The organism is Pantoea sp. B_9 (assembly GCF_008632015.1).
In the GTDB taxonomy this organism is placed as follows: domain Bacteria; phylum Pseudomonadota; class Gammaproteobacteria; order Enterobacterales; family Enterobacteriaceae; genus Pantoea; species Pantoea dispersa.
In genome coordinates this window covers 238,652-258,783 of the sequence record NZ_VWVL01000007.1, presented here as the reverse complement: position 1 = coordinate 258,783, position 20,132 = coordinate 238,652, and the positions used below count along the sequence as shown (strand labels likewise).

The following is a 20,132-nucleotide window of genomic DNA, read 5'->3' as shown; positions in this document are numbered from 1 at the left end:
AATTTGCCTGGCGGCAACAGCGCGGTGGTCCCACCTGACCCCATGCCGAACTCAGAAGTGAAACGCCGTAGCGCCGATGGTAGTGTGGGGCCTCCCCATGCGAGAGTAGGGAACTGCCAGGCATCAAACCAGTAAAAAAGCCCCGGACGAGAGTCCGGGGCTTTTTTACGTCCGTACTCCGGCAAATTTCCCGCCAAAAACCGTGTGATTAGCGGTTTTTTAGCCATTGAACAATATACTCTGCAACCTGATCGGGCTGATTAATATCCAGCACCGGTACCTGAAGCGCTAACGCTTCATCCGTCGCTACGGCAATCACCCAGTCGTCCAGCAATTCATCAATTTCTCCCTTAACGCCGCGCCGCCATAGCACCATCCTGGGTACGGGTTCCTGTTTAAACCCCTCGACCAGCACCAGATCCAGCGTTGCAGCGTCCATACGGCCTGCCAGCTCCGCTAAACTAAGCGGCTGCTGCGGCGTTTCGCACATTAACGCCCAGCGTTGTTCGCTGGCGACGATCACCTGATCGGCTCCCGCTTTGCGCAGCAGATAACTGTCTTTTCCCGGCGTATCGATGTCCATCTGATGATGGGTATGCTTGATCAGCCCGGGGCGAATGCCCTGCGCTCTCAGTAGCGGAATCACCTGTTGTAACAGGGTGGTTTTGCCGGTGCCACTCCAGCCCACCACCGCCAGTAACGGCACACTCATCACGTACTTTCCTCATTAACCAAATCGTCAGGCGTATTGATATTGCGGAAGGCGGCTTCATCATCATCAAACAGTACGCCGTGTCCGCCATGTTCACGCATAAACTGCATCAGACGACGTTCTCCGCGCAGCAGCCACGCTTCCAGATCATCGGCCAGCGCACGATGCACCAGGGCCAGCGCCGGATGATCACGCTGACCCGATGTCACCCACACGGCGGCGGCTGCACCACGCTGCTGCCACAGCCGTGCAACAAAATCCTGCGGTAGCCACGGCGTATCGCAGGCGCAAAACGCCACCCATTCGGTCTGGCTGTGCCGCAGGCCGCTGAGCATGCCTGCCAGCGGACCGGGATAATCAGGCAGCGAATCACGAATCACCTGACAACCACTTGCCTGATAACGATCAATGTTACGGTTGGCGCTAATCAACACAATATTGACCTGCGGCTGTAAACGCTGCAGAACGTGCTGATAAAGCGGTTTGCCCTGTAATGGCAGCAAGCCCTTATCCTGACCTCCCATACGGCTGCCTTGCCCGCCTGCGAGGATCACACCGGTAAATGCGGTCATCTTCGTCTCCCTGTTTATTCTGGACGATACTTAACTCGCGGTAGCGAACCACCTGCGCAAAGGAATCAATGATGAAATATCACCGACTCAATGAACTGCTCGAACTGCTGCAGCCTGCCTGGCAGCAAGAACCCGATCTCAACCTGCTGGCATTTTTACAAAAACTGGCGCAGGAATCAGGTTTCAGTGGCCCATTAAGTGAATTAAGCGATGACGTATTGATTTACCATCTCAAAATGCGTGATGCCGGTAGTCAGGCTGTGATCCCGGGTCTGAAGAAAGATTATGAAGTGGACTTCAAAAGCGCGCTATTACGTGCGCGCGGTGTGATCAAGGATGATGAGTAGTGATATCCTTGCGCGTTCAACGCACAGGTAACACACAGGCACAATGATGAGCGAAGCCGCTTTTAATTTTCAGACGCTGAATCCCGACGTCATCCTTGATGCGCTCTGGGATGCCGGTCTGCGGGTCGAGTCCGGCTTAACCGCCCTGAACAGCTACGAAAACCGCGTCTATCAGTTCAGCGATGAGGATAAGCGACGCTATGTCGCTAAGTTCTATCGTCCGCAACGCTGGAGCGCCGCGCAGATCGCTGAAGAGCATCGGTTTGCTCAGGATCTGCTGGACGATGAAGTGCCGGTTGCCGCACCGCTGGCGCTACAGGGCACTACGCTCAATCAGCACGCTGGCTTTATGTTCGCGGTGTTTCCCAGCCTCGGTGGCCGGCAGTATGAAACCGACAATGAAGAGCAGATGGAGTGGGTAGGTCGTTTCCTTGGCCGTATCCATCAAACCGGACGCCACAGCCCGTTCCGCCAGCGGCCCACTCTGGGCCTGCAGGAGTATGTGGTTGAGCCACGTCTGCAGCTGGAACAGAGCACGCTGGTGCCCGCCACGCTGAAGGATGCGCTACTGAATGCGTTAGATAAACTCAGCGCCACGCTGCAGCAGAGCTGGCACAGCCAGTGGCAACCGCTCCGGCTGCACGGTGACTGCCATCCTGGCAATATTCTGTGGCGCGATGGGCCGATGTTTGTCGATCTCGATGACGCGCGTACCGGCCCGGCTGTGCAGGATTTGTGGATGCTGGTGAACGGCAGCCGTCAGGAGCAATTGATCCAGTGGGATATTTTGCTGGAAGCGTATAACGAATTTGGTGATTTCGATTTACACGAATTGACACTGATTGAGTCTTTACGCGCCATGCGCATGGTTTATTATCTGGCCTGGGTGGTACGCCGCTGGCAGGATCCCGCTTTTCCGCGCGCCTTCCCCTGGATGACCGATGAGGACTTCTGGCGCCGGCAGATTGCACTATTTATCGAGCAGGAAAGGCTGTTACACGAACCGCCGTTACAGCTTAGCCCGCAATTTTAATGAAGTACTCAGGAGATGTTCTCACGATGAAAAAGATTTGGTTTGCGCTGGTAGGTTTGATGCTGGCATTTAGCGCCTCAGCGGCACAGTTCAACGACGGCAAACAGTACGTTACGCTGCCAAAACCGGTCGCCGGTGAGCCGCAGGTCATGGAGTTCTTCTCCTTCTTCTGCCCGCACTGCTACCAGTTTGAACGCATTTACCACGTCAGCGATGCGGTGAGAAAGAATCTGCCAGCGGATACCAAAGTGACCAAATATCACGTTGATTTCCTCGGCGGCGACTTCGGTCCGGTGGTCACGCATGCGTGGGCAGTGGCAATGGCGCTGGGTGTGGAAGATAAAGTGACCGCACCGATTTTCGACGGCATCCAGAAGACCCAGACCATTACCGACGCAGCCAGCCTGAAAGAAACCTTTATTAAAGCAGCGGGTATCACCTCTGAAGATTACGATGCAGCGTGGAACAGCTTCGCCGTGAAGGCGCTGGTTGCACAGCAGCAGAAAGCGGCTTCGGATGTTAATTTGCAGGGCGTACCGGCGATTTTCGTTAACGGCAAATACATGGTTAACAACGGCGGCCTGGACACCAGCTCAATGGATAACTTCGTGGCGGATTATGCCAACGTCGTGAAATTCCTGGTTGAGAAAAAGTAATTAAGCGCTGAAAACGCGATGGCTTATGCTGTAGCGGCGCGGTTATCACCCGCCGCTACAGTGAAACCAACCCACACCATATCCTTAATTCACTAAGCCATTCATCCCTTACCGCCAGCGTTTTTTGATTACCCTTTCGCTTAATATCCACATAGACGATCGCCTTTTTAAAAAGGTGTTTCGTATCACGGCAAGATTATAACTGACTGATTGTAAAAATATTTTAATCGTAAAATGATTGCAATTAACGTAAATAACAATACGTTATGAATTTTACGCACAAAGTTATCCACAAGATGATCCTTGCGATCCGCGCCGCGTAACCGCGAAAAAGATCCTCACTTTCTGCTGTTACTTCAACATTGTTCGCTGGTTGTGGCATCCTTATAACCCTGATTATCGCAACGAAGAAAATACAAACCTATGGCGCAAATTGCAGAAAATCCCCTGATTCTGGTAGATGGCTCTTCCTACCTCTACCGTGCATATCATGCCTTTCCGCCGCTGACCAACAGTGTGGGTGAGCCAACCGGCGCCATGTATGGTGTGCTCAACATGCTGAAAAGCCTGCTGATGCAGTATCAACCCAGCCATGTGGCTGTGGTCTTCGATGCCAAAGGCAAAACGTTCCGCGATGAGCTGTTTGAAAATTACAAATCGCATCGTCCACCAATGCCGGACGATTTACGCGCGCAAATCGCGCCGCTGCATGAAATGGTAAAAGCCATGGGGCTGCCGCTGCTGGCGGTGTCCGGCGTGGAAGCCGATGACGTGATTGGCACGCTGGCGCTGGAAGCGGAAAAGCAAGGGCGTGCGGTGCTGATCAGCACCGGCGATAAAGACATGGCGCAGCTGGTGACGCCGGGCATTACCCTGATTAACACCATGACCAACACCGTGCTCGGTCCGGAAGAAGTCGAGCAGAAATATGGAGTACCGCCTTCGCTGATTATCGATTTCCTCGCCATGATGGGCGACAGCTCGGACAACATTCCGGGCGTTCCGGGCGTGGGCGAGAAAACCGCACAGGCGTTGCTGCAGGGGCTGGGCGGCATGCAATCCATCTACGACAACCTTGATAAAGTGGCCGGGCTCTCCTTCCGTGGAGCAAAAACCATGGCGGCGAAGCTGGAACAGAATCGCGATGTGGCGTTTCTCTCCTACCAGCTGGCGACCATCAAAACCGATGTGGAACTGGAGCTGGCCTGCGAGCAGCTGACGGTTAACGAGCCTGACGTTGAAGCATTGCAGACGCTGTTCAGCCGCTATGAATTTAAACGCTGGCTTGCCGATCTGCAGGAAGGAAAATGGCTGCAGGGTAAAAAGAGCAATAGCCAGGCGCAGAAATCGCTGCCGGATGAACCCGTCGTGGCCGCAGCGGAAACGGTCAGCGTGCTGTCATCCGACGGCTATGTCACCATCCTCGATGAGGTGACCTTTGCCGACTGGCTGAAAAAACTGCAAAGCGCCGACGTGTTTGCTTTTGACCTGGAAACCGATTCGCTGGATACCCTGAGCGCCAATATTGTCGGCATTGCCTTCGCCGTGGCACCGGGCGAGGCCGCTTACCTGCCGGTGGCGCATGACTATCTTGACGCGCCACCGCAGCTGGATCGCGCCGCGGTGCTGAAGCAGCTGAAACCGCTGCTGGAGGACAGTAAAGCAGCGAAGGTCGGGCAGAATCTGAAGTACGATCGTGGCGTACTGAAAAATTACGATATTGAGCTGAACGGCATCAAATTCGACACCATGCTGGAGTCTTACTGCCTGAACAGCGTCGGCGGCAAGCATGATATGGACAGCCTGGCGGCCCGCTGGCTTAACCACAAAACCGTCACTTTCGAAGAAATCGCCGGTAAAGGTAAAAATCAGCTCACCTTCAATCAGATCGCGCTTGAGCAGGCGGCGCACTATGCGGCAGAAGACGCTGACGTCACGCTGCAGCTGCACCTGCAAATGTGGCCGAAGCTGGAGCAGGAAGCTGGTCCAAAGCAGGTATTCGAGGCGATTGAGATGCCGCTGGTGACGGTCATTTCCCGCGTAGAGCGCAACGGTGTGCTGATCGATCAGAACATCCTCGCGAAACATTCGCAGGAGCTGACCACGCGTCTGGCCGAGCTGGAGCAGAAGGCGCATGAGCTGGCCGGCGAGCCTTTCAACCTCTCTTCCACCAAACAGCTGCAAACCATTCTGTTTGAGAAGCAGGGGATTAAGCCGACGAAGAAAACGCCGGGCGGCGCGCCATCGACCAGTGAAGAAGTGCTGGCTGAGCTGGCGCTCGACTATCCGCTGCCGAAAGTGATTCTTGAGCATCGCGGCCTGTCGAAGCTGAAATCCACTTACACCGATAAGCTGCCGCAGATGATCAATCCGATCACCGGCCGGGTACACACCTCTTATCACCAGGCGGTGACGGCCACCGGACGACTCTCCTCGACCGACCCGAACCTGCAAAACATTCCGGTGCGCAACGAAGAAGGACGGCGCATCCGTCAGGCGTTTATTGCGGGCGCGGATAAGCGCATCGTGGCTGCCGACTATTCGCAGATTGAGCTGCGAATTATGGCGCACCTGTCGCAGGACAAAGGCCTGCTGGATGCGTTTGCTCAGGGTGAGGATATCCACCGCGCCACGGCGTCTGAAGTGTTTGGTGTGGCGCTGAGCAAGGTTTCCGGTGAGCAGCGCCGCAGTGCGAAAGCAATCAACTTCGGACTGATTTATGGCATGAGCGCATTTGGTTTGTCGCGTCAGCTGAACATTGGTGCCGGCGAAGCGAAGAAGTACATGGATCTCTACTTTGAGCGCTATCCGGGCGTGCTGCGTTATATGGAAGCGACGCGCGCGCAAGCCGCGGATAAGGGATACGTCGAGACGCTGGATGGTCGTCGTCTGTGGCTGCCGGACATCAACTCCAGCAATGCCATTCGCCGTAAAGCTGCCGAACGTGCGGCGATCAACGCACCGATGCAGGGCACCGCAGCGGACATCATCAAACGTGCCATGATCGCCGTTGACGGCTGGCTGCTGCAGCAGAACAGTGATGAGGTGAAAATGATCATGCAGGTACACGATGAACTGGTATTTGAGATCCACAAAGATGCCGTCGCAGGTGCCAGCCAGACGATCCGCGAACTGATGGAGAACAGCATGAAGCTGGATGTACCGCTGCAGGTTGAAGTGGGAACCGGCGATAACTGGGATCAGGCGCACTAAGGGCCCGCTACCCGCCGCAGATGCAGGCGGCGGGTGACGTCATAAGAAAAAAGTTTACTTAATCGGTTCAGCCGGTCATCAAAACTGCCGGTAAAATACAGGTTAAGTAACTGCTTATCGGCTAAGCATTTTTTTGGTAATTAAACTACATGCCCTGCGCGAAAATGTGACGAAGCTGGTAAAAAAGATGTCGAATTCTGAAACTTAACAACAAAAAACCCTTTGTTGGTCAGAAAAAATCGGGTAAAGTTCATCGCGTAGGGTACAGAGGTAAGATGTTCTATCTTTCAGACCTTTTACTTCACGTAATCGGATTTGGCTGAATATTAGCCGCCCCAGTCATTTATGACTGGGGCGTTTTTTATTGGGCTTTTTCTGAAAAAAAACGGACGCAAAGGCCCGCTCTGGCGCTACTCTGACAGCGCTTCACCGTCGCCTTCCTGCGCCGGAGTCAGCTCGCTAAACCAGGTATCAAGTTTCTGACGCAGCTTATCGACGCCCAGTTTTTTTAGCGATGAGAACATCTCGACCTGGACATCGCCCATAAATGCCAGCGATGCCTCACGCACCATGTTCAACTGCGCTTTACGGGCACCGGAAGCCAGCTTGTCGGCTTTAGTCAGCAGAATCATAACCGGAATACCGCTCTGCACCGCCCACTCAACCATTTGCTGATCGAGATCTTTAAGCGGATGGCGGATATCCATCAGTACCACCAGTCCTTTCAGGGCCTGACGTTTCTGCAAATATTCACCCAGCGCGCGCTGCCATTTACGCTTCATCTCTTCCGGGACTTCCGCATAACCGTAACCTGGTAAATCCACCAGGCGTTTGCCTTCCACCACTTCAAACAGGTTAATCAGCTGCGTGCGGCCTGGTGTTTTACTGGTACGCGCCAGGCTTTTCTGGTTGGTCAGGGTATTCAGCGCGCTGGATTTGCCTGCATTTGAGCGCCCGGCAAAGGCAACTTCAATGCCCGTATCCGCCGGTAAATGACGAATATCCGGCGCGCTGAGCATGAAATGGGTGACGTGATAGTTCAAAGCAGACAATGTAAAACTCCAGCAGAATGATCGGGCAATGGCGCTGATTATACCTGTTATGGCGCAAAAGTGCCCGACAGGCGTCTTAACGCGCCATTTTGTAAGAGATCGCCGCTAACTGCTACCAGTGATGACGGATTTATGCAACATTCATTCGTTGTAATATTGTTTATTTTCAATTTATTACGTTAAACATGAAAAAGACCGCTCTAAATTAGAGACAAGTCTCACTTGTTCAATTTACTGTTTGGTCTACATTTGTTGTCAGTGCACGGCAGCACCCATCAGGATGATGAGCTCAGGAGCGTCGGGGATGACCGCGAGCATGGCAGGAGAGCGATTCAGGCAGGAATCGGACAGGGACAGGGATTACTCGCAGGAGCGATGTGGCGATGGAGCAACCGGGACGTTGTGAGCCGTAAAGGATTTGACGCGTGTTTCCTTCGTATGAAGGTGCGAAATAAGGCGATAGCACAGGCTATCGCCTTTTTTCTTTGTCATCTTTCTGCTAGATTTCGCCGCAATTCTATACTGAACTCACCAGGCATCGCCGAGACCGAACACATGAAGCAACCTGCACCAGCCCAGCGTGGCAAACCTGCTGCTAAAGCGAAACGCAAATCGCGTGAAGAACTGAACCAGGAAGCCCGCGATCGCAAGCGCGATAAAAAGCACAGCGGCCACAAATCCGGCAGCCGCGCCAACCCGGAAACGCAAAGCGCCGGTAAAGGGCACAGCAAAAAGAGCTCCGATCCGCGCGTGGGCAGCAAAAAGCCGGTCGCGCTGGTGGCGGACGGCAAAACCCTGCCCGAGAAGAAAGTGGCGAAGCCAAAGCCCAAAGCCGAAAAAGTGCGTCTGACGCCGCAGGAAGAGCTGGCGAAGCTGGAGAACGATGAGCGTCTCGACACGCTGCTCGATCGCCTTGAGAGCGGCGAAACCCTGAGCGCAGAAGATCAGGCGTGGCTGGATGAGACGCTGGATCGCATCGACGAGCTGATGGAAACGCTGGGCATTGCGCTGGACGACGACGCCGAAGATGAGCAGGCAGAAGAGGATATGATGCGCCTGCTTAAGGGCCACTAACCGCCATTTTTGATCGGCATGCGGCTTTGCGCATGCCGCGCTGAACAGGTATTCACCTATGTTTTGGCCTGGATCAATTTTAGCGCTGCTGCTGACATGTTATCTGCTGTGGTTATTGTTTAAACTACGCCGCCTGTCGCGGCTGAAATCGCGCTTACGGCGGCGTTCCGCCCAGCGCTTCGTCTCCTCTTCTGCCACGCGACCCGCCCTCAGACGACGTCACCGTAAGGAGTGAGCATGTCATCGCAGCAGATTGAGTGGGATCAGCGGCTCATCGAAAAATACAATTACGCCGGTCCGCGTTACACCTCCTATCCCACCGCGCTGGAATTCAGTGAAAGCTTTGGCGCGAGCGATTTTCAGCGCGCGGTTGAGCGCTATCCCGAGCGCGCACTATCGCTGTATGTGCATATCCCGTTCTGCCATCGTCTGTGTTACTTCTGCGGCTGCAATAAAATCGTGACGCGCCAGCTGCACAAGGCCGATCGCTATCTGGAGGTTCTGGCGCAGGAGATTCGTCAGCGCGCTCCGCTGTTTACCGGCCGTCGCGTTACGCAGCTGCACTGGGGCGGCGGCACGCCCACCTTCCTTAATCAGCAGCAGGTCAGCCGGCTGGTGGCGCTGCTGCGCAGCCATTTCGACATCGCTGACGACGTTGAGATGTCGATCGAAGTCGATCCGCGTGAAATTGAACTGGAGATGATCGATCACCTGCGCGCAGAGGGCTTCAATCGCCTGAGCATGGGCGTGCAGGATTTCAACAAGGCGGTGCAGGAGCGGGTCAACCGCGTTCAGGATGAAGAGACCATTTTCGCCCTGGTGCAGCGTGCCCGCGCGCAGGGATTCCGCTCAGTCAGTCTGGATTTAATCTACGGCCTGCCGCTGCAGACGCCAGAGAGCTTTGCCTTTACGCTGCAGCGGGTGATTGCGCTCAATCCGGATCGCCTTAGCGTCTTCAACTATGCGCACATGCCTGCGCTGTTTGCCGCTCAGCGCAAAATCAAAGATGAGGAGCTGCCGACGGCGGCGCAGAAGCTGCAAATCCTGCAGCAAACCATCGCGACGCTGACCGATGCGGGATACCAGTTTATTGGCATGGACCATTTTGCCAAACCGGATGATGAACTGGCGGTGGCGCAGCGCGCCGGCGTACTGCATCGCAATTTCCAGGGTTATACCACGCAGGGCGAAACCGAACTGCTCGGACTGGGGGTTTCGGCCATCAGCATGCTGGGCGACAGCTATGCGCAGAATCAGAAAGAGTTAAAAGCCTGGTATGCCAGCGTTGAGCAGCAGGGCCATGCGCTGTGGCGCGGTTTAACCCTGAGCGCGGATGATTGTCTGCGGCGGGATGTGATTAAAGCGCTGATCTGTAACTTTGCGCTGGATTTTGCCGACATCGAAGCCCGGTGGCCAGTGGTGTTTGAACGCTATTTTGCTGAGGATTTAGCGCTGCTGGCGCCGCTGGTGGCCGACGGCTTGCTTGAGATCGGTGAGCGCCGGCTGCAGGTTACCGGCATTGGCCGTCTGCTGATTCGCAACATCTGCATGTGCTTTGACCGCTATCTGCGGCAGAAAGCGCGCATGCAGCAATTTTCGCGGGTAATTTAAGCATAAAGGGAGCCAGCGCTCCCTTTATGTTAACTGAACAGACTGACGCTGATGGCGCAGACCACGGCGGCCAGCGCGGTTTGCGGTGAGTGAGTCACAGCATTACCGATTGCCGCCACGTTATGCGCGATCAGCTGGATGACAGATTGCAACATGTTAGCCTCTCCCGATTGCCGCCCGTATGATACTGAACGGCACCGGTCTGTACAGATGTTACGCGCAGAAAGTGTGCAATAAATAACCCTTTTACACTTTTCCGCGTTATTCCATGCCCAGTTCTTTCAGTTTACGCGTGAGAGTATTGCGGCCCCAGCCCAGTAAACGTGCCGCTTCCTGCTTGTGGCCCTGCGTATGACGCAGCGCAGTGGTCAGCAGCGTACGCTCCATCTCCGGCTGTGCTTCTGACAGCAGGTTTTGATGACCGGAACGCAGCGCGCGGTCTGCCCACTGCGCCAGCAGCGTTGCCCAGCTGTCCGGCAGCGACTGCACCGGATTTTCCGGCGTACTCGACTCAAACAGCTCCGGCGGCAGATCCTGAATCAGCACTTCCTGGCCCGCGGCCATCACCGTCAGCCAGCGGCAGGTGTTCTCCAGCTGACGCACGTTACCCGACCAGTGCAGTCGCGTCAGCGCGGCTTCGGTCTCTGGGTGCAGAATTTTCGCTTCCACGCCCAGCTCACGCGCTGCGACCTGCAGGAAGTAGCGCGCCAGACGCGGAATATCCTCGCGACGTTCACGCAGCGGCGGCAGATGCACGCGAATCACGTTGAGGCGATGGAACAGGTCCTCACGGAATTTGCCCTCCTGCACGCGCAGCTCCAGATTCTGGTGGGTAGCGGCGATGATGCGCACATCCACTTTGACCGGCGCATAGCCGCCAACACGATAGAACTGGCCATCGGCCAGCACGCGCAGCAGGCGCGTCTGTACATCCAGCGGCATATCGCCGATTTCGTCGAGAAACAGCGTGCCGCCATCGGCCTGCTCAAAGCGGCCCTGACGAATCTGGTTCGCGCCGGTAAACGCGCCTTTCTCGTGGCCAAACAGCTCCGATTCGATCAAATCCTTTGGGATCGCCGCCATATTTAGCGCGATAAACGGGGATTTGGCGCGCGGGCTGTGGCGATGCAGCGCATGTGCGACCAGCTCTTTACCGGTACCGGACTCGCCGTTGATCAGCACGCTGATCGACGAACGCGACAGACGGCCGATGATGCGGAAGACATCCTGCATCGCCGGCGCTTCGCCGATGATATCGGTGGTCGGGCCGCTTACCGGCTGATTGCGCGGCTGCTGCTGCTCCTGATAGTGACTGATGGCACGCTCTACCAGCGCGACCGCTTCATCAATATCAAACGGCTTAGGCAGGTAATCAAACGCGCCCTGCTGATAAGCGCTGACCGCCGCGTCGAGGTCCGAATGCGCGGTCATAATGATGACCGGCAGCATCGGATGACGCTGTTTGATCTGCTTCAGCAGCGCCAGACCATCCATGCCTGGCATACGAATATCCGACAATAATACGTCCGGGGTTTTGGTCGAGAGCGCATCCAGCACCTCGTTGCCGCTGTCAAAGGTGGCGCAGCTTAAACCGGCTCCAGTGAGCGCACGTTCAAGCACCCAGCGGATGGAGCTATCGTCATCGACGATCCAGACTATCCCTCGTTGCATAGAAACCTCACTGGCGAATAGGCAGGTAAACCGAGAATTCGGTGTGGCCTGGCCAACTGTTAAATTCAATTTTTCCCGAATGCTGATCGATCAGGCTGCGGGCGATAGAGAGACCTAAACCGGTGCCGCCTTCGCGTCCGCTGACCATCGGATAGAACAGCGTATCCTGCAGCTGGGCCGGAATGCCCGGGCCATCATCTTCAATGTCGATACGCGCCACCAGCCGGTAACGCGTGCCGTGTAACGTCAGCTGAAACGCGGTACGGGTACGGATGACAATGGTGCCGCCCGCCTCGCCCAGCGCCTGCAGCGCGTTACGCACCACGTTGAGCAGCACCTGCTCAATCTGGTCCGGGTCGTGCGGCAGCTCCGGCAGGCTGGGGTCATAATCACGCACCAGCGAGACGTTTTCCGGCAGCTCCATCGACACCAGGTTAACCACACGTTCAGCCACCTGATGGATGCTCTGGGTCACGTGCAGTCCGGGCTGCTGCGGACCCAGCAGGCGGTCGACCAGGTTACGCAGCCGGTCGGCCTGCTCAATAATCACTTTGGTATATTCATTCAGCGCCGGATCGGGCAGGGCGCGCGATAACAGCTGCGCCGCGCCGCGCAATCCGCCGAGCGGGTTTTTAATTTCGTGCGCCAGGCCACGAACCAGATCGCGAGCGGCAACCTGCTGGGCGTGCTGAATCTGCTCCTGGCTGAGACGGCGCTGATTATCCATCGGCGCCATTTCCAGCAGAATAAATCCGTCGGGTAGACGCTGTGCCGTGAGCGACATAATGTGCGCGCGGCCATCCACCACTAACGTGACTTCGCTATCGGTAAAGCCCTGGCCTGCCCCTAAACTCTCGCTCATTACCTCAATGTTCAGCGAAAAATAGCCGGTAAGTTCCGGTAAGGGCGTGCCGAACAATTTTCGTGAGCTTTGCGCCAGTAATTGCTGGGCCGCCGGGTTGGCGTAGTGGATAACCAGATCGTTATCGACCAGCAAAATACTGTTGATCAGGGAGTTGAGAATCTGCCCCGCGTCGGGCAGCGTGCCAGTTGCCATACAGCGTTCCTCTGCACTAAATTAGTGCATTATAGCCTTTGGGGACGCAAATCTATCCGTCGAACGATGAATTCGCGGTGAAAAAAGCCCATCCGGAGATGGGCTAAAGTTTCCACGGCAACAAAAAATCTTCAGCGCCAGGATTAGCACCGTCGCGGCGTTGGCGGCTACGGTGCATCTGCGCGAATCTTTTAAGGATTAAACGCTGTAGTACAGTTCGAACTCAACCGGGTGCGGCGTCATGCGTACGCGGTCGTTGTCAGCTTTACGCAGTTCGATGTAAGCATCGATAGCGTCGTCGGTGAACACGCCGCCACGGGTCAGGAACTCGCGGTCTTCGTTCAGTGCATTCAGCGCTTCTTCCAGTGAACCGGCCACTTTTGGAATCTCAGCTTCTTCTTCCGGCGGCAGGTCGTACAGGTTTTTGTCCATCGCATCGCCAGGGTGGATCTTGTTGATCACGCCGTCGAGGCCGGCCATCAGCAGTGCGGTGAACGCCAGGTATGGGTTAGCCGCTGGATCCGGGAAGCGCGCTTCGATACGACGTGCTTTCGGGCTGGCCACCACCGGGATACGGATAGAGGCAGAACGGTTACGTGCTGAGTAAGCCAGCATTACCGGTGCTTCGTAGCCTGGGACCAGACGCTTGTATGAGTTGGTGGTCGGGTTTGCCAGGGCGTTGATGGCTTTAGCGTGCTTGATGATACCGCCGATGTAGAACAGGGCAGTTTCAGACAGGCCGCCATATTTGTCGCCAGAGAACAGGTTTACGCCGCCTTTAGACAGTGACATGTGGCAGTGCATACCGGAACCGTTGTCGCCAAACATCGGCTTCGGCATAAAGGTCGCCGTTTTGCCGTAGGCGTGCGCGACGTTGTGCACGACATATTTGTAGATCTGAATTTCGTCAGCTTTCTTGGTCATGGTGTTGAAGCGGGTAGCCACTTCGTTCTGACCCGCGGTTGCCACTTCGTGGTGATGCGCTTCAACCACCAGACCCATCTGCTCCATGGTCAGACACATGGCAGAACGGATGTCCTGTGATGAGTCAACCGGTGGCACCGGGAAGTAGCCGCCTTTCAGACCTGGACGGTGACCTTTGTTACCGCCTTCGTACTCTTTACCGGTGTTCCAGGCTGCTTCGATGTCGTCGATAGCCACGTGTGAGCCGGAAGTTGAAGAGCCGAAACGGATGTCGTCAAACAGGAAGAACTCTGGCTCAGGTCCGAACAGTACGGTGTCGGCGATACCGGAAGAACGCAGGAACTCTTCTGCGCGCTTGGCAATGGAGCGCGGGTCGCGATCGTAGCCCTGCAGCGTGCCTGGCTCGAGAATGTCACAGCGGATGATGAGCGTCGGATCTTCGAAGAACGGATCCATTACGGCAGTTGTTGCATCCGGCATCAGCACCATGTCTGATTCGTTAATGCCTTTCCAGCCGCCGATGGAAGAGCCATCGAACATTTTGCCTTCTTCGAAGAAGTCAGCGTTAACCTGGTGAGCAGGGATAGTAACGTGCTGTTCTTTACCTTTGGTATCGGTAAAACGCAGGTCAACAAACTTAACTTCGTGCTCGTTCATCATCGAGAGAACGTGTTCAGCGGACATACTCAACTCTCCTGGAAATGGTCATTTTGTCGTCGTGGTGAGAGAACTTCTGTTGCCGGGAATGTGTCACGACTACTGACCACCCCTGACCAAGATCTCGGCAAGCTCTTCAACCGTTGTGCAACTGTCGTTTTCGCTTAAAAGATATAAAGCGAATTCTGTGCCAACTTTATTACAATGGTGAAAATGGCGCTGTGATGCGCCCTGCGGTGAGACGACGGCTGCACCAGTGTGGATGGAATGCACCAAAATAGTGCTGTCAGTTTAGGGGTAAGCACTTAAATGGTGCAAAGCGCCATCAAAGTGCAGCTTAATGCACCGTTATTGGTGCTAAAAACGCGCACTGCGAGAATCTTTCGGCGAAAACTGTGATCATGTTCAGTCTTTCGCTTAATCCGTGTACAATACCGCGTTATTTCTATAATGCCTGAGGCAAAGCTGTGATCGAAAATTTGCGTAACATCGCCATCATCGCGCACGTTGACCATGGTAAGACCACCCTGGTTGACAAACTGCTGCAACAGTCCGGTACTTTTGATGCCCGTACCGAAGCGACTGAGCGCGTGATGGACTCCAACGATTTGGAGAAAGAGCGTGGGATTACCATCCTCGCGAAAAACACCGCCATCAAATGGAACGACTACCGTATCAACATCGTTGATACCCCGGGACACGCCGACTTCGGTGGTGAAGTTGAGCGCGTCATGTCCATGGTGGATTCGGTGCTGCTGGTTGTAGACGCGATGGATGGCCCTATGCCGCAAACCCGCTTCGTAACCAAGAAAGCCTTTGCCCACGGTTTGAAGCCGATTGTAGTCATCAACAAAGTTGACCGTCCTGGCGCGCGTCCGGACTGGGTTGTTGACCAGGTATTTGACCTGTTCGTCAACCTCGATGCGACCGACGAGCAGCTCGATTTCCCGATCATTTATGCGTCTGCGCTGAATGGTATCGCCGGTCTGGATCACACCGACATGGCTGACGACATGACCCCGCTGTATCAGGCCATCGTCGACCACGTTTCTCCACCGCAGGTTGAAATTGAAGCCCCACTGCAGATGCAGATCTCGCAGCTGGACTACAACAACTACCTCGGCGTAATCGGTATCGGCCGCATCAAGCGCGGTAAAGTGAAGCCAAACCAGCAGGTTACTGTGATCGACAGCGAAGGGAAAACCCGTAACGCGAAAGTCGGTAAAGTGCTGGGCCATCTGGGTCTGGAGCGTATTGAATCCGACCTGGCTGAAGCGGGCGACATCATCGCTATCACCGGTCTGGGCGAGCTGAACATCTCCGACACCATCTGCGACACGCAGAATGTGGAAGCGCTGCCAGCGCTGAGCGTGGATGAGCCAACCGTAACCATGTTCTTCAACGTCAACACCTCACCGTTCTGTGGTAAAGAAGGTAAGTTTGTGACGTCGCGTCAGATCCTTGAGCGTCTGAACAAAGAGCTGGTGCACAACGTAGCGCTGCGCGTAGAAGAAACTGAAGATGCTGATGCATTCCGCGTATCCGGTCGTGGTGAGCTGCACCTGTCAGTTCTGATCGAGAACATGCGTCGTGAAGGCTACGAGCTGGCGGTATCCCGTCCGAAAGTTATCTACCGTGAATTCGAAGGCCGCAAGCAGGAGCCATTCGAAAACGTTACCCTCGACATCGAAGAAACCCATCAGGGTTCAGTGATGCAGGCGATGGGTGAGCGTAAAGGCGACCTGAAAAACATGGATCCGGATGGTAAAGGCCGCGTACGTCTCGACTACGTGATCCCAAGCCGTGGTCTGATCGGCTTCCGTAACGAATTCATGACCATGACTTCCGGTACCGGTCTACTGTACTCCACCTTCAGCCACTACGACGACGTGCGTCCGGGCGAAGTGGGCCAGCGTCAGAACGGCGTGCTGATCTCCAACGGTCAGGGTAAAGCGGTTGCCTTCGCCCTGTTCGGCCTGCAGGATCGCGGTAAGCTGTTCCTCGGTCACGGTGCGGAAGTGTATGAAGGCCAGATCATCGGTATTCACAGCCGTTCTAACGACCTGACCGTAAACTGCCTGACCGGTAAGAAACTGACCAACATGCGTGCGTCAGGTACTGACGAAGCGACCACCCTGGTACCACCGCAGAAAATGACGCTGGAGCAGGCTATCGAGTTCATCGATGATGACGAACTGGTAGAAGTGACGCCGCAGTCAGTACGTATTCGTAAACGCCACCTGACCGAGAACGATCGCAAACGCGCGTCTCGCGGCAGCAAAGAGTAAGCGAAATCGTCTGATAATGAGCCCCGCACCCGCGGGGCTTTTTTTTGCCTGCCGTCTGAGGCAGCGCGACCCGCACGAAATCAGACCCCGCTTGCGGAATGCGGATTTCCCCTAAGCGTACCTGTTCAGGCTTGCCTTTTACCGCTAGAGTGAATGATCCAGGGAACGTAGAGGAGAGGTGTCATGCTGTACATCTTTGATTTAGGCAATGTGATTGTTGATATCGATTTCAATCGGGTACTCGGCGTCTGGAGCGATCTGGGACGCGTGCCGCTTGCCACGCTGCAGAGCCGTTTTCGCATGGACGAGACCTTCGAGCAGCACGAGCGGGGCGAAATCAGCGACCCGGAGTTTGCCGCCCGGCTGTGTGACCAGCTCGATATTGCCCTGAGCTATCCGCAGTTCACCGCTGGCTGGCAGGCGGTGTTTGTCGGCGTGCGTCCGGAAACGCTGGCGATCATGAACCAGCTGCGCGCCAGCGGCGAGCGCGTGGTGATTCTGTCTAACACCAACCAGCTGCATTTCGAGTTCTGGCCAACGCAGTATCCGGAAGTGCAGCAGGCTGCCGACCACATCTATATGTCGCAGGATATCGGCATGCGCAAACCAGAAGCGCGCATCTGGCACTACGTACTGGAGCATGAAGGCTTCACCGCCGATCAGGCGGTATTCTTTGATGACAACCAGGCCAATGTTGATGCGGCGCGCGCGCTGGGCATTGAGAGCGTGCTGGTCGAAGATGCGAAAACCGTGCCTGACTGGTTTGCGAGCCGTCGCTGAGTGACCATGCGAACTCATCTGCGCCACTCGGCGCATGCGTTTTTCCTGTGGATCAAACTGCTGTGGCGCCGCATTGATGAAGACAACATGACCACGCAGGCCGGTAATCTGGCCTACGTGTCGCTGCTGGCGCTGGTGCCGCTGATTGCCGTGGTATTCGCGCTGTTTGCCGCCTTCCCGGTGTTCTCGGACATCAGCGTGCAGCTGAAGAACTTCATCTTCACTAACTTCATGCCAGCCGCCGGGGATGTGATTCAGCGCTATCTCGATCAGTTTGTCGCCAACGTCAACAAAATGACGGCGGTGGGGGCGGTCGGGCTGATTGTCACTGCGCTGCTGCTAATGCACTCGGTCGACAGCGCGCTCAACGCCATCTGGCGCAGCGATAAGCCGCGCCCGATGGTTTACTCCTTTGCGGTCTACTGGATGATCCTGACGCTGGGACCGCTGCTGGCCGGTGCCAGTCTGGCCATCAGCTCCTATCTGCTGTCGCTGCGCTGGGTGAACGTGACCGGCGTCACCAGCCTGATCGATCAGGCGCTGCGCATCTTCCCGCTGGTTTTGTCGATTCTCGCCTTCTGGCTGCTGTACAGCATTGTGCCGACGCGGCGCGTGCCGGGACGCGATGCGTTGATAGGTGCGGTGGTCGCGGGTCTGCTGTTCGAGCTGGGCAAAAAAGGCTTCGCGCTCTATGTTACGATGTTTCCTTCGTATCAGTTAATTTACGGCGTGCTGGCGGTGATCCCCATCCTGTTTCTGTGGGTTTACTGGACCTGGTGTATTGTGTTGTTAGGCGCGGAAGTGACCGTCACGCTGGATGACTATCGCCAGTTAAAACAGCAGGAACGCGATAAAGAACGAGAGGAAACATGATTGCTTTGATACAGCGTGTGACGCGCGCCAGCGTCAGCGTGGATAACGCCACGGTGGGCGAAATTGGCGCCGGTCTGCTGGTGCTGCTGGGGGTAGAAAAGGGCGATGACGAGCAGAAATCACAGCGCCTGGCGGAGAAAGTGCTGGGCTACCGCATCTTTGGCGATGAGAACGACAAAATGAATCTCAGCGTACAGCAGACAGGCGGTAGCGTGCTGGTAGTTTCGCAATTCACCCTGGCGGCCGACACGCAAAAAGGCATGCGTCCCTCTTTCTCTGGCGGCGCGCATCCGGCGGAAGCGGAGCGCCTCTATCACGACTTCAGCGATCGCTGCCGGGCGCTGGGCGTCACTACCGCCAACGGGCGCTTCGCCGCCAATATGCAGGTTTCGCTGATTAACGATGGTCCGGTGACCTTCTGGTTACAGGTGTGAGATTTTTAGCCGAGCGGCAAGGGATCAGCCACGCAAGCTCCGAACGAGAGAATCACTTTATGTATCATCTTCGCGTACCGCAAACGGCGGAAGAGCTGGATATGTATTACCAGTTCCGCTGGGAAATGTTACGGAAGCCGCTGCGCCAGCCGCAGGGCTCAGAACGTGATGCCTGGGATGCGCTGGCGCATCACCAGATGGTGGTGGATGAGCACGGCAAACCGGTAGCGGTAGGCCGGCTGTATATCAATGCGGAAAATGAAGCGGCGATCCGCTTTCTGGCGGTGCATCCGTCAGTGCAGGGCAAAGGGCTGGGTACGCTGGTGGCGATGACGCTGGAGTCGGTGGCGCGCCAGGAAGGGGCCAAACGCGTCACCTGTAGCGCGCGCGAGGATGCGGTGGAGTTCTTTGCCAAGCTCGGCTTTGTTAATCAGGGCGAAATTACCGCACCGCAAACCACGCCGGTGCGCCACTTCCTGATGATTAAACCGGTGGTGACGCTGGATGATATTCTGCATCGCGCCGACTGGTGTGGACAGCTGCAGCAGGCGTGGTACGAACACATCCCGCTGAGCGAAAAGATGGGCGTGCGCATTCTGCAGTATACCGGGCAGAAGTTTGTTACCACCATGCCGGAAGCCGGCAACCAGAACCCGCACCACACGCTGTTTGCCGGCAGCTTGTTTTCACTCGCCACGCTTACCGGCTGGGGGTTAATCTGGCTGCTGCTGCGCGAACGCCATCTCGGCGGCACCATCATTCTGGCCGATGCACATATTCGCTACAGCAAACCCATCAGCGGACGGCCCGGCGCCATCGCCGATCTCGGCTCGCTGAGCGGCGATCTCGACCGGCTGGCGCGCGGACGAAAAGCACGCGTACAGATGGAGGTTGAGCTGTTTGGGGATGATGAGCTGGGCGCGGTGTTTGAAGGTGTCTACATCGTGTTACCCGCCGATCCCGACGGGCCGCTGGAAGAGGGCGGTTCAGGCGCGCGTATTAATTAACCACGCAGCGCGCAACAAAACCACAGGGTCACTCTGCATGGCGTAATGCTTGCCAGCTAAGATTCAAATGCATGCAACAACAGTTGCATTTTTGGTAGCGGCGCAATTTATTGCGCGATAAATCGCGCCGCTACAAGAATTGTGCGATTGGCGATGGCCTGGGCGATGGCC

At 55.9% G+C, this 20,132-nt stretch carries 18 protein-coding genes and 1 rRNA gene; 12 read left to right on the top strand and 7 right to left on the bottom strand.

The genetic code is table 11. The features are described 5' to 3' along the window. The first annotated feature begins 6 nt into the window (after positions 1 to 6). Positions 7 to 122: ribosomal RNA gene (gene rrf, locus F3I21_RS19720) — 5S ribosomal RNA — on the top strand. Between the two features lie 86 nt (positions 123 to 208). On the opposite strand, the gene mobB is transcribed toward rrf, so the two are convergent. Together mobB and mobA are read right to left on the bottom strand one after the other, a co-directional pair. Next, positions 209 to 712 carry a molybdopterin-guanine dinucleotide biosynthesis protein MobB gene (gene mobB, locus F3I21_RS19715; RefSeq protein ID WP_150059596.1) on the bottom strand — a complete coding sequence of 168 codons (504 nt, stop codon included), beginning with the start codon at positions 710 to 712 and terminating at the stop codon, positions 209 to 211. Continuing rightward, entirely contained in the window at positions 712 to 1,284 is a 573-nt protein-coding gene (gene mobA / locus F3I21_RS19710) for a molybdenum cofactor guanylyltransferase MobA (RefSeq protein WP_141497132.1), read from the bottom strand. The genes mobB and mobA overlap by 1 nt, the downstream gene beginning before the upstream one ends. Before the next feature lie 71 nt (positions 1,285 to 1,355). Between mobA and F3I21_RS19705 the strand changes: the two genes are divergently transcribed. The 4 genes from F3I21_RS19705 (at position 1,356) to polA (ending at position 6,533) form a co-directional block, all read left to right on the top strand. Next, a complete protein-coding gene (locus F3I21_RS19705; RefSeq protein ID WP_021313943.1) occupies positions 1,356 to 1,631 on the top strand; it encodes a YihD family protein in 276 nt (91 codons plus the stop codon). Between the two features lie 46 nt (positions 1,632 to 1,677). Continuing rightward, positions 1,678 to 2,664 (top strand): serine/threonine protein kinase, encoded by a 987-nt coding sequence (locus F3I21_RS19700; protein ID WP_150059601.1) that lies wholly within the window; start codon positions 1,678 to 1,680, stop codon positions 2,662 to 2,664. A 26-nt stretch (positions 2,665 to 2,690) separates the two neighbouring features. Further along, entirely contained in the window at positions 2,691 to 3,320 is a 630-nt protein-coding gene (dsbA, locus tag F3I21_RS19695; protein ID WP_021507125.1) for a thiol:disulfide interchange protein DsbA, read from the top strand. 423 nt (positions 3,321 to 3,743) lie between these two features. Next, on the top strand, positions 3,744 to 6,533 hold the full coding sequence (gene polA / locus F3I21_RS19690) for a DNA polymerase I (RefSeq protein WP_150059595.1): 2,790 nt from the start codon (positions 3,744 to 3,746) through the stop codon (positions 6,531 to 6,533). 410 nt (positions 6,534 to 6,943) lie between these two features. On the opposite strand, the gene yihA is transcribed toward polA, so the two are convergent. Next, a complete protein-coding gene (gene yihA / locus F3I21_RS19685) occupies positions 6,944 to 7,585 on the bottom strand; it encodes a ribosome biogenesis GTP-binding protein YihA/YsxC (RefSeq protein ID WP_031279643.1) in 642 nt (213 codons plus the stop codon). 555 nt (positions 7,586 to 8,140) lie between these two features. Between yihA and yihI the strand changes: the two genes are divergently transcribed. Both yihI and hemN read left to right on the top strand, forming a co-directional pair. Beyond that, a complete protein-coding gene (yihI, locus tag F3I21_RS19680; protein ID WP_150059594.1) occupies positions 8,141 to 8,659 on the top strand; it encodes a Der GTPase-activating protein YihI in 519 nt (172 codons plus the stop codon). Between the two features lie 237 nt (positions 8,660 to 8,896). Further along, a complete protein-coding gene (hemN, locus tag F3I21_RS19675) occupies positions 8,897 to 10,270 on the top strand; it encodes an oxygen-independent coproporphyrinogen III oxidase (RefSeq protein ID WP_150059593.1) in 1,374 nt (457 codons plus the stop codon). A gap of 29 nt (positions 10,271 to 10,299) precedes the next feature. Here hemN and F3I21_RS19670 read toward each other — a convergent pair whose 3' ends face one another. The 4 genes from F3I21_RS19670 to glnA form a co-directional block, all read right to left on the bottom strand. Continuing rightward, positions 10,300 to 10,425, bottom strand: a complete 126-nt coding sequence (locus F3I21_RS19670) for a YshB family small membrane protein (protein ID WP_021507120.1) — start codon at positions 10,423 to 10,425, stop codon at positions 10,300 to 10,302. A 106-nt stretch (positions 10,426 to 10,531) separates the two neighbouring features. Continuing rightward, positions 10,532 to 11,941 carry a nitrogen regulation protein NR(I) gene (gene glnG, locus F3I21_RS19665; RefSeq protein WP_031279642.1) on the bottom strand — a complete coding sequence of 470 codons (1,410 nt, stop codon included), beginning with the start codon at positions 11,939 to 11,941 and terminating at the stop codon, positions 10,532 to 10,534. A 7-nt stretch (positions 11,942 to 11,948) separates the two neighbouring features. Beyond that, positions 11,949 to 12,998: a nitrogen regulation protein NR(II) gene (gene glnL / locus F3I21_RS19660; protein WP_021507118.1), complete on the bottom strand. Its 1,050-nt coding sequence runs from the start codon at positions 12,996 to 12,998 to the stop codon at positions 11,949 to 11,951. Positions 12,999 to 13,196: 198 nt separating this feature from the next. Then, complete coding sequence (gene glnA / locus F3I21_RS19655; protein WP_031279641.1) at positions 13,197 to 14,606, bottom strand: glutamate--ammonia ligase; 1,410 nt, start codon at positions 14,604 to 14,606, stop codon at positions 13,197 to 13,199. Positions 14,607 to 15,046: 440 nt separating this feature from the next. Here glnA and typA point away from each other — a divergent pair, with 440 nt between their 5' ends. The 5 genes from typA (at position 15,047) to fabY (ending at position 19,961) form a co-directional block, all read left to right on the top strand. Beyond that, positions 15,047 to 16,867: a ribosome-dependent GTPase TypA gene (typA, locus tag F3I21_RS19650; protein ID WP_058759442.1), complete on the top strand. Its 1,821-nt coding sequence runs from the start codon at positions 15,047 to 15,049 to the stop codon at positions 16,865 to 16,867. A gap of 183 nt (positions 16,868 to 17,050) precedes the next feature. Continuing rightward, positions 17,051 to 17,647 (top strand): glucose-1-phosphatase, encoded by a 597-nt coding sequence (yihX, locus tag F3I21_RS19645; protein WP_021507115.1) that lies wholly within the window; start codon positions 17,051 to 17,053, stop codon positions 17,645 to 17,647. 6 nt (positions 17,648 to 17,653) lie between these two features. Next, positions 17,654 to 18,520, top strand: coding sequence for a virulence factor BrkB family protein (locus F3I21_RS19640; protein WP_021507114.1), 867 nt, complete (start codon positions 17,654 to 17,656; stop codon positions 18,518 to 18,520). Next, positions 18,517 to 18,954 carry a D-aminoacyl-tRNA deacylase gene (gene dtd, locus F3I21_RS19635; RefSeq protein WP_021507113.1) on the top strand — a complete coding sequence of 146 codons (438 nt, stop codon included), beginning with the start codon at positions 18,517 to 18,519 and terminating at the stop codon, positions 18,952 to 18,954. Before F3I21_RS19640 ends, dtd begins: the two co-directional genes overlap by 4 nt. A gap of 59 nt (positions 18,955 to 19,013) precedes the next feature. Then, positions 19,014 to 19,961 (top strand): fatty acid biosynthesis protein FabY, encoded by a 948-nt coding sequence (gene fabY / locus F3I21_RS19630; protein WP_021507112.1) that lies wholly within the window; start codon positions 19,014 to 19,016, stop codon positions 19,959 to 19,961. Positions 19,962 to 20,132: the final 171 nt, after the last annotated feature.

Excerpts from the sequence above, each read along its gene's own strand:
- mobB (WP_150059596.1), bottom strand. The coding sequence starts at position 712 with ATGAGTGTGCCGTTACTGGCGGTGGTGGGCTGGAGTGGCACCGGCAAA.
- mobA (WP_141497132.1), bottom strand. The coding sequence starts at position 1,284 with ATGACCGCATTTACCGGTGTGATCCTCGCAGGCGGGCAAGGCAGCCGT.
- F3I21_RS19705 (WP_021313943.1), top strand. The coding sequence starts at position 1,356 with ATGAAATATCACCGACTCAATGAACTGCTCGAACTGCTGCAGCCTGCC.
- F3I21_RS19700 (WP_150059601.1), top strand. The coding sequence starts at position 1,678 with ATGAGCGAAGCCGCTTTTAATTTTCAGACGCTGAATCCCGACGTCATC.
- dsbA (WP_021507125.1), top strand. The coding sequence starts at position 2,691 with ATGAAAAAGATTTGGTTTGCGCTGGTAGGTTTGATGCTGGCATTTAGC.
- polA (WP_150059595.1), top strand. The coding sequence starts at position 3,744 with ATGGCGCAAATTGCAGAAAATCCCCTGATTCTGGTAGATGGCTCTTCC.
- yihI (WP_150059594.1), top strand. The coding sequence starts at position 8,141 with ATGAAGCAACCTGCACCAGCCCAGCGTGGCAAACCTGCTGCTAAAGCG.
- hemN (WP_150059593.1), top strand. The coding sequence starts at position 8,897 with ATGTCATCGCAGCAGATTGAGTGGGATCAGCGGCTCATCGAAAAATAC.
- F3I21_RS19670 (WP_021507120.1), bottom strand. The coding sequence starts at position 10,425 with ATGTTGCAATCTGTCATCCAGCTGATCGCGCATAACGTGGCGGCAATC.
- glnG (WP_031279642.1), bottom strand. The coding sequence starts at position 11,941 with ATGCAACGAGGGATAGTCTGGATCGTCGATGACGATAGCTCCATCCGC.
- glnL (WP_021507118.1), bottom strand. The coding sequence starts at position 12,998 with ATGGCAACTGGCACGCTGCCCGACGCGGGGCAGATTCTCAACTCCCTG.
- glnA (WP_031279641.1), bottom strand. The coding sequence starts at position 14,606 with ATGTCCGCTGAACACGTTCTCTCGATGATGAACGAGCACGAAGTTAAG.
- yihX (WP_021507115.1), top strand. The coding sequence starts at position 17,051 with ATGCTGTACATCTTTGATTTAGGCAATGTGATTGTTGATATCGATTTC.
- F3I21_RS19640 (WP_021507114.1), top strand. The coding sequence starts at position 17,654 with ATGCGAACTCATCTGCGCCACTCGGCGCATGCGTTTTTCCTGTGGATC.
- dtd (WP_021507113.1), top strand. The coding sequence starts at position 18,517 with ATGATTGCTTTGATACAGCGTGTGACGCGCGCCAGCGTCAGCGTGGAT.
- fabY (WP_021507112.1), top strand. The coding sequence starts at position 19,014 with ATGTATCATCTTCGCGTACCGCAAACGGCGGAAGAGCTGGATATGTAT.